Annotated in this window: 11 protein-coding genes; 6 read left to right on the top strand and 5 right to left on the bottom strand. The window is 58.4% G+C overall.

Annotated elements, in window-relative coordinates; translation table 11 throughout:
• Nucleotides 1-31: 31 nt before the first annotated feature.
• The 4 genes from rsmA to EE949_RS25900 are packed head-to-tail and all read right to left on the bottom strand — an operon-like array spanning nucleotide 32 to nucleotide 5901.
• The gene (rsmA, locus tag EE949_RS25915) at nucleotides 32-838 is read right to left on the bottom strand and encodes a 16S rRNA (adenine(1518)-N(6)/adenine(1519)-N(6))-dimethyltransferase RsmA (RefSeq protein ID WP_122666910.1); all 807 of its coding nucleotides are present in this window, start codon (nucleotides 836-838) and stop codon (nucleotides 32-34) included.
• On the bottom strand, nucleotides 835-1824 hold the full coding sequence (gene pdxA, locus EE949_RS25910) for a 4-hydroxythreonine-4-phosphate dehydrogenase PdxA (protein WP_122666909.1): 990 nt from the start codon (nucleotides 1822-1824) through the stop codon (nucleotides 835-837). The genes rsmA and pdxA overlap by 4 nt, the downstream gene beginning before the upstream one ends.
• Nucleotides 1821-3143 (bottom strand): peptidylprolyl isomerase SurA, encoded by a 1323-nt coding sequence (gene surA, locus EE949_RS25905; RefSeq protein ID WP_162873895.1) that lies wholly within the window; start codon nucleotides 3141-3143, stop codon nucleotides 1821-1823. The genes pdxA and surA overlap by 4 nt, the downstream gene beginning before the upstream one ends.
• Nucleotides 3124-5901 carry an LPS-assembly protein LptD gene (locus EE949_RS25900; RefSeq protein WP_122666907.1) on the bottom strand — a complete coding sequence of 926 codons (2778 nt, stop codon included), beginning with the start codon at nucleotides 5899-5901 and terminating at the stop codon, nucleotides 3124-3126. Before EE949_RS25900 ends, surA begins: the two co-directional genes overlap by 20 nt.
• 129 nt (nucleotides 5902-6030) lie before the next feature.
• On the opposite strand from EE949_RS25900, the gene EE949_RS25895 reads away from it, so the two are divergent.
• From EE949_RS25895 to EE949_RS25885, 3 genes are all read left to right on the top strand, one after another.
• Nucleotides 6031-7056, top strand: coding sequence for an aminoglycoside phosphotransferase family protein (locus EE949_RS25895; RefSeq protein WP_122666906.1), 1026 nt, complete (start codon nucleotides 6031-6033; stop codon nucleotides 7054-7056).
• Between the two features lie 63 nt (nucleotides 7057-7119).
• Nucleotides 7120-7791 carry an N-acetylmuramate alpha-1-phosphate uridylyltransferase MurU gene (gene murU, locus EE949_RS25890; RefSeq protein WP_122666905.1) on the top strand — a complete coding sequence of 224 codons (672 nt, stop codon included), beginning with the start codon at nucleotides 7120-7122 and terminating at the stop codon, nucleotides 7789-7791.
• Nucleotides 7792-8556: a DnaJ domain-containing protein gene (locus EE949_RS25885; RefSeq protein ID WP_122666904.1), complete on the top strand. Its 765-nt coding sequence runs from the start codon at nucleotides 7792-7794 to the stop codon at nucleotides 8554-8556.
• Between the two features lie 86 nt (nucleotides 8557-8642).
• Here EE949_RS25885 and EE949_RS25880 read toward each other — a convergent pair whose 3' ends face one another.
• Complete coding sequence (locus tag EE949_RS25880; protein ID WP_122666903.1) at nucleotides 8643-9608, bottom strand: alpha/beta hydrolase family protein; 966 nt, start codon at nucleotides 9606-9608, stop codon at nucleotides 8643-8645.
• Between the two features lie 121 nt (nucleotides 9609-9729).
• Between EE949_RS25880 and EE949_RS25875 the strand changes: the two genes are divergently transcribed.
• From EE949_RS25875 to EE949_RS25865, 3 genes are all read left to right on the top strand, one after another.
• Nucleotides 9730-11739: a PAS domain-containing sensor histidine kinase gene (locus tag EE949_RS25875; protein ID WP_122666902.1), complete on the top strand. Its 2010-nt coding sequence runs from the start codon at nucleotides 9730-9732 to the stop codon at nucleotides 11737-11739.
• Nucleotides 11736-12365 (top strand): response regulator, encoded by a 630-nt coding sequence (locus EE949_RS25870; RefSeq protein WP_122666901.1) that lies wholly within the window; start codon nucleotides 11736-11738, stop codon nucleotides 12363-12365. Before EE949_RS25875 ends, EE949_RS25870 begins: the two co-directional genes overlap by 4 nt.
• Before the next feature lie 249 nt (nucleotides 12366-12614).
• The gene (locus EE949_RS25865; protein ID WP_122666900.1) at nucleotides 12615-13739 is read left to right on the top strand and encodes an ABC transporter ATP-binding protein; all 1125 of its coding nucleotides are present in this window, start codon (nucleotides 12615-12617) and stop codon (nucleotides 13737-13739) included.
• Nucleotides 13740-13764: the final 25 nt, after the last annotated feature.

Here is a 13764-nt window from a genome sequence, read left to right as displayed (position 1 = left end):
CAGTCTTCGATCATCTACATGTCCTGCAAGCTCAAGCCTGAGCTGATTTCTCGCTCAGCTTGTCCGCGAGACGAACGAACGCGGCCAGATCCAGCTGTTCGGGGCGCAAGCTGCCGTCGACGCCGGCGGCAGTAATGTCATCACTGCTGAGCAGTAATTTGAGTGTGTTGCGCAGTGTTTTGCGGCGTTGGTTGAACGCCTCACGTACCACGCGCTCAAGCAGACGGTGATCCTTGGCCGGATGTGGCAGGGTTTCGTGAGGCACCAGACGCACGATCGCCGAATCGACTTTCGGCGGCGGGTTGAAAGCGCCTGGACCTACGTTGAACAGGTGTTCAACCCGGCAGTGGTATTGGACCATGATCGATAGACGACCGTAATCACCGCCGCCAGGTACCGCCGCCATCCGCTCAACCACTTCCTTTTGCAGCATGAAGTGCATATCGCGGATCAGATTGGCGTTGTTCAGCAGATGAAAAATCAACGGGGTGGAGATGTTGTAAGGCAGGTTGCCGACCACCCGCAGGCTATTGGCCGGCGCGTTTAGGCTGGTAAAGTCAAACTTCAGTGCATCGCCCTGATGCAGCTTGAAGTTGGGTTTATTACCAAACTGATGCATCAGGATAGGAATCAGATCCTTGTCCAGTTCGACGACGTCCAGTTGGGCGCCGCTGCCGAGTATGCCTTGGGTCAAGGCACCCTGGCCGGGCCCGATTTCGAGCAGGCGCTCTTCCGGGCGAGCGTGGATGGCTCGCAGGATCTTGTCGATCACGCCTGCGTCATGCAGGAAGTTTTGTCCGAAGCGCTTGCGCGCCTTGTGTTGGAATTGCTCGGTCATGAATGGGTCTCGGCCATCTGATAGGCGGTTTCCAGGGCGACTTGCAGGCTACCGGTGTCGACGTTGCCGGTGCCTGCAAGGTCCAGCGCAGTGCCGTGGTCGACAGAGGTCCGAATAATCGGCAGGCCCAGCGTCACGTTGACGGCAGCCCCGAAGCCTTTGTACTTGAGTACAGGCAAGCCCTGGTCGTGGTACATCGCCAGCACTGCGTCGCAGTGCTTCAGATATTTGGGGGTAAACAGAGTGTCGGCTGGCAGTGGCCCGCGTAAATCCAGGCCCTCGCTGCGCAGACGCTCCAAAGCAGGTTCTATGATGTCGATCTCTTCGCGGCCCAGATGCCCGCTTTCACCCGCATGAGGGTTAAGTCCGCACACCAGAATGCGAGGCTGGGCGATGCCGAATTTGTTCACCAGATCGGCGTGCAGGATGCGTGTGACGCGTTCCAGGCGCTCGGGGGTGATCGCGTCGGCCACATCGCGCAACGGCAGGTGTGTGGTGACCAGTGCTACACGCAGGTCGCCCGTGGCCAGCATCATCACCACTTGTTCTGTCTTGGTTAGCTCAGCCAGAAACTCGGTGTGGCCCGAAAAGGCGATACCGCTTTCGTTGATGACGCCCTTGTGCACAGGGGCTGTGATCATGCCGGCGAAGTGGCCGTCCATGCAGCCTTGCCCGGCGCGGGTCAGGGTTTGCAGGACGAATGCGCCGTTGGCCTTGTTCAGCTGACCGGTCACCACTGGCTCTTGCAACTGAGTGTCCCAGACGTAAAGGCTACCCGCAGGGGCGGCGATGTCCGGGAATGCGTCTGGTGTCACGCTGACGAGATCAACGGCCACGCCCAGTTGCGCGGCCCGCTCGGAGAGCAGGTCGCGGCTGGTAATGGCAATAAGGGGGTGAGGCTGGGGCTGCGTGGCGAGCAGCAGGCAAAGGTCAGGACCAATGCCGGCCGGCTCGCCGGGTGTCAGTGCGAAACGCTTGGGTTTCACTGTGCAGCCTGGGCTGCGCCAGGAAGTTTGATCTCAACGTAGGCTTCGTCACGGATCTGACGCAACCAGGTTTGCAATTCTTCGTCATACTTGCGGTTACGCAGAACTGTCAGTGCTTGCTGGTCGCGAGCCTGGTTGGTTGCGTCCGTGGCGCGACGGCCCAGCACTTCCAGTACATGCCAGCCATAGGCTGTCTTGAACGGTTTGGACAAAGTGCCTTGCGGCGTGTCGTTCATGACCTGGCGGAACTCTGGAACCAGCGAGTTAGGATCAACCCAGTTCAAATCACCACCGTTGAGCGCCGAACCTGGATCTTCCGAGAAGCTTTTCGCAAGGTCGGCGAAGTTATCGCCACTCTCGATACGGTCGTAAATCTTCTGCGCCAGACGTCGGGTTTCTTCTTCGCTGCGGATCTCGCTTGGCTTGATCAGGATATGACGCACGTGAACTTCATCGCGCATCTGTGCCTGGCCCTGGCCACCGCGTTTTTCCAGCAGCTTGAGGATGATGAAACCGCCCGGAGTGCGAGCGGGAGGCGTCACGTCGCCAACAGGCATCGAACCCAGCATGTCGCCGAACGGAGGCGGTAGTTGAGCCGCTTTACGCCAGCCCATGTCACCGCCTTCGAGGGCGCTTTCGCTTGCTGAGTTGGCAATGGCTGCCTGACCGAAATCGGCGCCTTGCTTGAGCTTGCTGTACAGATCCTGAGCTTTACGGGCAGCAGCCTGAATCTGGTCCGACGATGCGCTGTCAGGCGTAGGGATCAGGATGTTGGCCAGATGGAACTCTTCAGACAGCTGAGCCTTGCCAAGGTCGGATGCGAGGAAGTTTTTCACTTCCTGTTCCGAAACCTGAATGCGCTCGGCCACACGGCGTTGACGCACCCGGCTGATGATCATTTCCCGACGAACCTGCTCGCGAGCATCGTTGTAGGAAAGACCGTCATGGGCCAACGCGGCGCGGAATTGTTCCACGCTCATGTTGTTGCGTTCAGCAATGGTGCCGATTGCCTGGTTCAACTCTTCGTCAGTGATGCGAATGCCGGAGCGATCACCCATCTGCAGTTGCAGGTTTTCCAGAATCAGACGTTCCAGAACCTGCGGCTGCAGTGCCTCGGCGGGTGGTACGCCCGAGCCGCGCTTGGCGATGGTCTGTTGAACTTCGCGGACACGCTGGTCCACTTGGCTCTTCATGATCACATCGTTATCGACGATGGCTGCCACGCTGTCCAGTTGTTGAACTGCGGCATTCGCCGCAGTCCCCAGGAACAATGCGCCCAGCAACAGCGGGCGCAGACAATCAGAAAGCTTGGTCTTCACGTTCACGATAACCTTCGATGCCTTTGTCGAGGAAGCTCTCTACTTTGGCGCCGGTAACGCCACCAAGTCCCTTCAACACAATTTGTAGGAATACGCCGTGGTCGCCTTTCTCGTTCTGAGGGGCATCCTGGCTGTACTCGTCATAGTCGATCCAGTAACGGCTGATCAGACGCAGTTTCCAGCAGCAGTTGTCATACTCGAAACCACCGAACGCATCGATTGTGCGATTGCGGTTGTAGTCGTACTGCCAGCGGCTGATCGCGTTCCATTGCGGCACGATTGGCCAGATGACCGAGAAGTCGTGCTGCTGGATCTTGTAGTAGTCCTTCACGTAGCCCGGTTGCCCAGGTGTGCCGTAGTCACCACCACCGACACTCCACCGACCGGTGCTCTGGTCGTAGCGGACCAGGTCGTTGCGGTAGCGGTAGCCGAGGTTGACGACCTTGTTGACGTCGTCCTCTGGCTGGTAGTGGAACATGGCACTGCCGGAACGGGTGCTGTGGCTATCCGGATCCCAGTTGAAGTCCGAATTGAAGCGCCAGTCGCGGTTGAAGCGATATTCGTATTCCAGCGCGTAAGGCGAGACATTGGCCTGCGCATCGTCACGTGTTCTCCAGTCGACGCCTGGAAGCTGAACTCGACGATCCTTGAAGTACAGTGCCTGACCGATACTGAAGCGTTGGCGTTCGAAGCCGTCGTCTTCAATCCAGCGGTTGGTCACGCCCAGCGACAGCTTGTTCTCGTCACCGATGCGGTCGGAACCAACAAAACGGTTGTCGCGGAACAGCGAGCTGTAGTTGAACGTTGTTTCAGAACTGTCGAATACCGGAATGTCGGTCTGGTCTTTCTCCGGAACGTAGAGATAGAACAGGCGCGGCTCCAGGGTCTGGCGGTAGTTCGTACCGAACAACTGGGTGCTGCGATCGAAGTACAGGCCGCTGTCGACACTGAAGATCGGAACACTTCGGCTTTCGCTGCTGTTGTATTCCTCGCCAGCCAGCAAGCTTTGCTTGCCTCTGCCGTCCAGGTCCAGATCGTACTGGGTATAAACGTACTTCAGTTTCGGCGTCAGGTAGCCATAGGACCAATTCATCGGCAGGCTCACGGCCGGTGCCAGATTCAAACGATCACCGTTGGCGCGAGCCAGGCCCGCCACGTTTTGGTCGAGACGACTTGCGATGACTCCGTCGCGGTCCACGAAGTTACCGGTTTCAAGATCCCGGTCAAAACGTACGGCTTCAGTTTCATAGTCAAACTGAAGGCCCGCTGGATGGTACGGCAGGGAACCATTGAAGGTGATCTGCGGTAGACGGTTGTACGGGGTGATGTCCGAGATCGTCGCCAGCTTGTAGGCCTGGGCATTAAGCCGCGCCGTGAAGGTATCTCCGCGGTAGGTCAGGGCGCCCTGCTGGTTGAGGTATTCTCTGGACTCAACGCCGATCTGAGCTGTTTCCAGGTCCTGGAAGTAATACGGGTCACTGATGTCGGTGTAGTCGACCTCTGTCAGCAAGCGCGAATCCAGCCCGCCCTTGTGCTGCCAGTTGATCATCCAGCGAGTGTCTTCGTAATCCGTCTGCAGTTTACGATCATCGTCATCGTCGTTCAGGTAGGCGCCGCCGAACTGACCTTCGCTTGTTTTGGTCAGGTAGCGGAATTCGCCTTCCATCAACATGCCGCGTTTGGACATGTAACGAGGATAGAGCGTGGCATCGTAGTTCGGTGCCAGGTTGAAGTAGTAAGGCGTGACCAGCATGAGGCCGGTATCGCTGCTGGTGCCAATGGATGGCGGCAGGAAACCGGACTGGCGACGGTCATCGATCGGGAAGTAGATATACGGGGTGTAGAACACCGGTATGTCTTTGACCCGAAGGGTGGCGTTGGTCGCGGTACCGAAACCGGTAGCCGGGTTCAACGTGATGTTGTTGCCTTTGAGCGTCCACGCGTTGCTGTTTGGCTCGCACGTCGTGTATGTACCGTCCTTGAGGCGAATGATCGCGTTCTCGGCACGCTTGGCGTACAGCGCGTTACCGCGCACGTTCGACTTGTGCAGCACGTACTCGGCGTTGTCGATCTGGGCTTCACCGGTATCCAGCTGCAGCTCGGCACGGTCACCGACGATAAGCGCACCGTTGTCGCGCATGCGAACGTCGCCGTTCAACTCGCCGCGGTTTTCTGCCTGATACAGGTTGGCCTCCTGGGCCTGGACCTGCATGCTGCCCTGGCGCATGACGACGTCACCTGCCAGCGAAGCAATCTGTTCTTCTTGCTGATAACGCGAGGCCTTGGCACCGATAAACATCGGCGCGTCTTTCATTGGCGTCTTGTCATCCATGCCAGGTCGGATCGGCTCGACGTAGGCCCCGGAACAGTAAGGTCCGGTTTCTGCCAGCTGTGCCGGCGTCAGGCTTTCGCGAGGAACCCAGTCCAGGTGGCTGTAGTCAGCACTCCGCGACTTGAGACCGCGCCCTTTGGCATCGGTCACCAGCTGGGTCTTGGCCACGGCTGGTTCGCTGGTGGAGCTGCTTTCCGAGGTGACCGTGCCGTTGGAACTGACCGACGTAGTGCTGTGCACAGGACGTGGGGGCAGCTCGACTGCATTGGACTTCGGCGCACAATTCCAGGCGCCCGCAGCAGACACTGAACAGTCATACTGTTCCGCTGCGACCGCGAACGGGGTGGCAAGAGGTTGCATCGCCAGCAAACTGCCGGTTACGAGCAACGGAAATTTTTTACGAAACGCGGGGGATTTCAATGCCATCTTATTAATCCGGGCTTCCTGCGCGCCATCTGCCCGCGGGGGGGCCGCACGCCTCTCGATGGGCTGAAAAAGATGTCGGATAATAAAGCATGACCCGCTTGACGGCTAGCGCCGTCGGAGACCCTTGCAATGCCAGATCAAGATGTACGCCTGCAACACCTGAAAACTTGGCTCGATGAGCAGCTTCCAGCGCTTTTCTCTGCGCAAGGTTGGGGTGCGATACCCCCGGCCACGTTGACTGCGGCCAGTAGCGATGCCAGCTTTCGTCGTTATTTTCGCTGGGAGGATGGTGAGCACACTTTTATTGTCATGGACGCTCCACCTCCTCAGGAAAACTGCAAACCGTTCGTAGATATCGCTCATTTGTTAAGAAAGTCAGGGATTAATGTTCCTGAAATTTATGCTGAAGATCTTGCTCAGGGCTTTTTGCTGCTGAACGATCTGGGACGAAAAACCTATCTCGATGTGATTGACGAACATAACGCCGATGCCTTGTTCGCCGATGCGTTCGATGCGCTGCTGGCTTATCAGCAACTGCCAATGGATGCACCATTGCCAAGCTACGACGTCGCCTTGCTGCGTCGCGAGCTGGAGCTGTTCCCAGAGTGGTATGTGCGCAAGCACTTGGGTATCGAGATGGATCAACAGCAACTGGCGAAATGGCAGCGGGCCAGTGACTTGTTGATCGAAAGTGCGCTGGCACAGCCGAAAGTGCTGGTACATCGCGATTTTATGCCTCGCAATCTGATGCACAGCGAACCTAATCCCGGGGTATTGGACTTCCAGGATGCAGTGTACGGGCCGGTTACTTATGACGTGACGTGCTTGTTCAAGGACGCTTTCCTGAGCTGGCCCGAGGCACGAGTGCATGGCTGGCTGAAGAACTATTGGGATAAGGCGCGTGATCTGGGTATCCCTGTGCAGGATGATTTCGACACATTCATGCGAGCCAGTGATCTGATGGGTGTGCAACGCCACTTGAAAGTCATCGGAATATTCGCCCGTATTTGCCACCGTGACGGCAAACCCCGTTACCTGGCCGATGTCCCACGCTTTTTCGCTTATATCGAGACGGTGCTGGCGCGGCGCCCAGAGTTGGCTGAACTGGCCGATTTACTGAGCAGCTTGCAGCAACCGGCGGGCGGCTCGGTTTGAATCGCTTCCGGATATGAAGGTCATTACTAAAACAAGGTCATTGATTGTGTTGACGAGGCTGGCATGAAAGCGATGATTCTCGCAGCGGGAAAAGGCGAACGGATGCGCCCGCTGACCCTGCACACACCCAAGCCACTGGTTCGCGCAGGCGGCGTGCCGCTCATCGAGTACCATCTGCGTGCGTTGCATGATTCAGGGTTCCATGACGTGGTGATCAACCACGCCTGGCTCGGGCAACAGATCGAAGACTACCTGGGCGACGGTGAGCGTCTGGGGCTACGCATTGCGTATTCTCCCGAGGGTGAACCTCTGGAGACGGGCGGCGGTATTTTTCGTGCTTTGCCGCTGCTGGGTGATCAACCTTTTGTCGTCGTCAATGGTGATATCTGGACCGATTACGACTTCAGAGCGCTGCGCGCACCTTTAGCCGGTCTGGCTCATCTCGTACTGATCGACAATCCGGCGCATCACCCTGAGGGTGACTTTTCGTTGGTCGATGGGCAGGTTCGCGTCGACCACGATGCGGGCACCCGGCTTACCTACAGTGGCATCGCCATCTTGCATCCGCGGTTATTTGCCGGCTGTAAGGACGGAGCTTTCAAGCTTGCGCCTTTGCTGCGTGCGGCAATGGATCAGGGACAGGTGACAGGTGAGCATTTCGAGGGCCGCTGGGTTGATGTCGGTACCCATGAGCGCCTCGCGGCAGTTGAGCAATTGCTCACGGCGGGTGGCTGAATGCTCTGGCCGACCACATTGCTGGGTGCCGGAGCCGGATTTGCCATTGCCAGTATCCCTGGAGCTTTGCTGGGTGCGCTGTTGGGGCAGGCATTGGATCGGCGCCTTGCCCTGCAAAGCTGGGCGCATTTGCGTGAGCGCATGGGTGGTCCCGTGGCGCTGCGTGACGATGAACTGTTGTTCGTGTTGCTGGGGCGGCTGGCGAAAAAGGACGGTCGGGTTGTAGAGCAACATATCCAGCAGGCACGAGCGGAAATGCAACGTATGGGCATGGGGGAGTCCGCTCAGCGTCGGGCTATCGCAGCTTTCAATCGGGGCAAGGATGGGGGCGACAATCTTCGCGGTTATCTGCGTCGGCTGGCGCCCCAGCCCCATACAGCTGAGGGATTGCTACGCGCCTGCTGGCGCATGGCATGGGCCAACGGTAGCCCTTCACGTGGCGAGCGAGAGCTAATTGTCTGGTGGGGCAAGTGGCTAGGCTGGTCAGCAACCAGAGTGGCGTCTTTAGCCGCTGAGCATGAGGTTCCCCGAAAACCGCTGGCGAACAACAGCAACGATTATCAGGCGGCTTTGAAACTGCTGGGGGTGCAGGCCGATACCGAACCGACGCATGTGAAGCGTGCTTACCGCCGCCTGCTCAGTCGGCATCATCCGGATAAAGTGGCCGGTTCAGGCGCGAGCCAGTTGCAGGTGCGCGACGCAACGGACCGGACCCAGGATTTGCATAACGCCTACAAAGTGATCAAAGCGCGGCGCGGGTTTTGATTATTGCGTTGTGTTTCATATCCTGTGGGAACAGGGCCTGCCCTGCTCCCACACAGTCCGTATAGCTGCAGTATTTCAACTCTTGATCACTGCGCCTCAACCCACCCGCGAACCCGGCGAAACATCTGTTCCTGTTCGGCGGCGAAGTTACCCGGTATTGCGGTCAGGGGAATCTGGCTGTAACCCGGTCCTTTTGTGCGCTTGCTGACTTGCAAGCGTTCAACCGCTGCTCGGTGGGTTGCGTCTTTATAGATAAAGTCAGAGGTTTTCACCTTGAGGCCAGGTATCAGCTCGGTGAGCAGCGGTTTTGCGTCTTGCGGTTCCCGCGCTGTGACCATGGCGAATTTTTGCACTAACGGTGCCGGGCGCTCGCTCAGGTAGCGAGCGGCCCAATAGGCGCCGTTGCCATGACCGAGCAGGACAATGCTGCGAGCCTTGTTCTGTTGTGCGAAGCTGATACCACTTTCGATTCGAGCAAAAATGCGTTCAGCCTGGGCCTTGGCTTGCTCCTCGGCTGCAGCGGCGCGGGCGGTTTCTTCAGCCGCCTGCTTTTCTGCCGCTGCGGTTTTATCGGCTTCGCTGGGGGCGGCATCTTTAGGCTTTTCAGCGTTACCTGCTTCGGCTGGCGCCTCTGCTTCTCTGGCCTGGCTGTAGTCAGCGAGTTGATCGGGCATGGTCAGGCTCAGGCTGGCCCAGCCAATGTCCGGGAACTTGCGACGCAGCGGGCCTACTGTGTCCGGCGAATCGGCTGATTCGTCGGCTCCCGGAATAATGATCACCGCGCCTTTAGGGTCGTCAGTGTTTGCAGGCTTCCACAGTGCGAGAAAACTGTCCTCGCCAGCCTGCAATTGCTGCTGATCGGCAACCGGCAAGCGTCCTTCCAGAGCCAGCGCGTCTTCCTGGGTGCGAGGTAGCAGTGGTGCGCGTTCGGCGGCGGGTTCGGTTGCCGGGTCTTTTGCAGGGGCAGTATCTGCCGCCATGGCAGGTAACGCGCAAGGTAGTATCAGCGCCAGACAGAGCGAAGGAAGCGTTGCGCGAAATGTGTAGGACATTGGATATTCCAGGCCAGAAACTATCCCGGCAGCCTAATGGGTTGGTAAAGATTTGTCAGGCTCATGCTTGAGCGGCGCATCGGTTCAAGGACTACATCGAACACATGGGAACGGCACCTTTATGATGGTTCTGCAGCGCACTGGAGTTATCGGCTGTCTGGCCTTGCTCTTGATGATTTTCAACACGGCGGCCCGCGCTGACTCAGAGCCTGCCGCGTCAACACCTCTGTCGGCGGAGCAACGGGCGTGGCTTGCACAGCGTGGCCCCTTGCGTGTCGGCCTGGTCATGCAAGCGCCTTATGCACAACTGGACCGTCGTCAGCAGCAGCTTTCCGGTGCCAACGTTGACCTGGTGAATTTACTCGCGAGAAGCCTGCAAACCGAATTGCTATGGCGCAACTTCCCTGATCAGGCCGCTCTCGAAGAGGCGCTTGCGCAGGGTATGGTGGATATCGCCCCGGGTTTGACCCAAACCCCCGCAGGGCTGCGGCTCTGGCTGTTTTCCGACCCCTACATGCGGGTTTCGCAACTGGTGGTGGGCGAGCGCGATGGTTCTGGCGTCGTGGACCTCGAGAAACTCGACAGCCGCACGCGTGTAGTGATCCGCATGCCCAGCGTGACTGCCGACTATCTACGCAGTACTTATCCACACATCAATTTGCAGGGCGTGCCACTGGACCGACAAGCGCTGCAGTTGCTGCTGAGCCAGCAAGCACGCTATGCCGTGCTGGATGAAGCGCAGCTCAGCCGTTTGTCCCGGGAGCCGGAGTTTGCCGGGCTGAGTATTGTTGGCGATATCGGTTATCCCCAGCTGCTGCGTGTTGCCTCCCGACGGGATGTGCCGCAGTTGGCGGAAATTATCAGCGTCGCCCTGCACGCCATTCCCGCCAAGGAGCTTGACCAGTTACACGCGCGCTGGTTACCGCTTAACGCGGTTAAAGCCAGCGAGTCGCCGGGCTTCTGGCAGAACATCTGCCTTTTGCTTCTGGTATTGCTACTGGCCAGTTTCGCCATCGTGATCTGGCAGCGGCGCCAGCAGCAGTCGCTGGAGCGCGATGTATTAGTGGCTCGCGAAGACCTGGCTCGGCGCGAGGCGGGCGAAGAAGCGTTGAGGTTGGCCCAGTTTTCCATTGATCAAAGCACGGTAGGCATTCTCTGGGTCAACTGGGACAGTCGGGTGCGCTACGCCAACCATGCGGCAGAAGCCATGCTGGGCTATGCGTCGGGCGGTGTGGTGGACCGGCCGTTGATTGATTTCGAGCCCACCTTGCACATGGATCGCTGGTTAGGCTTGTGGAAAAGTGCCCGCTCCCGCGAGGGCATCGCCCAGACATTCGAAACCAATTGCGTGCGCGCCGACGGCAGCGTCCTGCCCGCCGACGTTTCTCTGAGTTTTCTGCGTTTTGAGGCGTCCGAGTATCTGGTGGTGTTCCTCACCGACGTCACCGAGCGGCGTCGTTACCATGAGCAATTGCGCGAGCTGTCCGCACACCTGGAAAGCGTGCGCGAGGAGGAGAAGGCGCGTATCGCCCGCGAAGTGCATGACGAGCTGGGACAGATGCTGACGGTGCTGAAGCTGGAAACCTCCATGTGTGAGCTGGCCTATGCCGATCTTGATCAAGGCTTGCGCGATCGGCTGAACAGCATGAAACGCCTGATATCGCAGCTATTCCAGTTGGTGCGCGATGTGGCCACCGCGCTTCGCCCGCCGATCCTTGATGCCGGTATCGCCTCCGCCATCGAGTGGCAGGCGCAACGCTTTGAGGTGCGCACTCAAATACCGTGCCTGGTGGACGTGCCGGATAATCTGCCTGCGCTGAGCGATGCGCGGGCGATAGGCATGTTCCGCATACTTCAGGAGGCGCTGACCAACGTCATGCGTCACGCCCAGGCGCACACCGTTGAGGTGAGTCTTACTCTTGATGAGGGTGTGATGTGCCTGACGATCGCCGATGACGGCGTGGGCTTTGTTCAACCCCAGGGCAAGGTTGTGTCGTTCGGCCTGGTCGGCATGCGTGAACGGGTATTGATGCTCGGTGGCCGATTGGAACTGGACAGCCAGTCGGGTGAGGGCACAACCTTGCGGGCGTACATTCCGCTGTATCAAGTCGGGCAGGAGCAACAGAAGTGATTCGTGTACTGGTAGCCGAAGATCACACCATTGTGCGTGAGGGCATCAAGCAACTGATTGGCCTGGCCAAGGACTTGCTCGTGGTGGGTGAGGCCAGCAATGGCGAGCAGTTGCTGGAAGCCCTGCGCCAGGTGGAGTGTGAGGTCGTGCTGCTGGACATTTCGATGCCGGGCGTCAACGGTCTGGAGGCGATTCCCCGTATCCGTGCGCTGAGCAATCCCCCTGCGATCCTCGTGCTGTCCATGCATGATGAAGCGCAGATGGCTGCGAGGGCATTGAAAGTCGGTGCTGCCGGTTATGCGACCAAAGACAGCGACCCGGCGTTGTTGTTGACCGCGATTCGTCGAGTGGCGTCTGGCGGTCGATACATTGATCCGGATCTGGCAGACCGGATGGTTTTCGAAGTGGGGCTGACCGACAACCGCCCATTGCACTCACTGCTGTCGGAGCGCGAGTTCTCGGTGTTCGAGCGACTGGCGCAGGGGGCGAACGTTAACGATATCGCCCAGCAACTGAACCTGAGCAGCAAAACCATAAGCACGCATAAAGCGCGGCTGATGCAAAAGATGAATCTCCATTCTCTGGCTGATCTTGTGAAATATGCGATGGAACATAAGTTGTTGTGATCTGAAAACGACCTATTCGAGACCGTGTCGTCCTTATCGCGGGCAAGCACCGCTCCCACAGGGGTACTCAATCTCCTGTGGGAGCGGTGCTTGCCCGCGATAGGGTCAATGGGATCCCCAAGTCGAACATACCTATCCGCGCCATCCTTGTAGGGCAATCCCTACCCCAATCTCTCCTACCCCCCGATTTGCGCGGTCTGCGGCCTAAACTAGGCTTGCTCTCACGCAGACAAAACAAAGGTGTGGGTAATGAGCAACGTCGAATCAAGCGCTGGGGCTAATGATGTTCTGGTCAGCTTCCGTGGTGTGCAAAAGAGCTACGACGGCGAAGCCCTTATCGTCAAAGACCTTAACCTGGACATTCGCAAAGGCGAGTTCCTGACCTTGCTAGGGCCGTCCGGCTCCGGCAAGACCACCAGCCTGATGATGCTGGCCGGTTTCGAGACACCGACGGCCGGTGAAATCCTGTTGGCGGGGCGCGCCATCAACAACGTGCCGCCGCACAAGCGCGATATCGGCATGGTGTTCCAGAACTACGCGCTGTTCCCGCACATGACCGTCGCTGAGAACCTGGCTTTCCCGTTGACAGTGCGTGGCATGAGCAAGACCGACGTCACTGAAAAGGTCAAACGTGCACTGGACATGGTTCAGCTCGGCACGTTCGCTCACCGCTATCCGGCGCAATTGTCCGGCGGTCAGCAGCAGCGCGTGGCATTGGCTCGCGCACTGGTCTTCGAACCGCAGCTGGTGCTGATGGATGAACCGCTCGGTGCATTGGACAAGCAACTGCGTGAGCACATGCAGATGGAAATCAAACACCTGCACCAGCGTCTGGGCGTGACCGTGGTCTACGTGACTCACGACCAGGGTGAAGCGCTGACCATGTCCGACCGCGTGGCCGTTTTTCACCAAGGCGAAATCCAGCAGATCGCGCCACCGCGTAATCTTTATGAAGAGCCGAAAAATACTTTCGTTGCCAACTTCATCGGTGAAAACAACCGCCTCAACGGCAAGCTTTTCAGCCACAACGGCGAGCGTTGTGTGGTTGAGCTGGAGCGTGGCGAGAAGGTTGAGGCGCTGGCCGTCAATGTCGGCCAGGTCGGCGACGCCGTGACATTGTCGATCCGCCCGGAGCGCATCAGTTTGAATGGCAACAGCGAGAGCTGCGTGAACCGTTTCTCCGGTCGCGTCGCAGAATTTGTGTATTTGGGCGACCACGTTCGTGTGCGCCTGGAAGTGGCAGGCAAAACCGACTTCTTCGTCAAGCAACCCATCGCTGAGCTGGATCCGGCGTTGAGTGTTGGCGATGTTGTGCCAATTGGATGGCAAATCGAGCACGTTCGCGCACTCGATCCCTTGCAGCACGTGCATTGATCTATCAATAAAAAGGCATCAGCCA

Origin of the sequence: Pseudomonas viridiflava (assembly GCF_900602065.1) — a bacterium.
Taxonomy (GTDB): domain Bacteria; phylum Pseudomonadota; class Gammaproteobacteria; order Pseudomonadales; family Pseudomonadaceae; genus Aquipseudomonas.
Note: the sequence above shows the minus strand (reverse complement) of the source record. Positions and strands in the feature narration are given on the sequence as shown.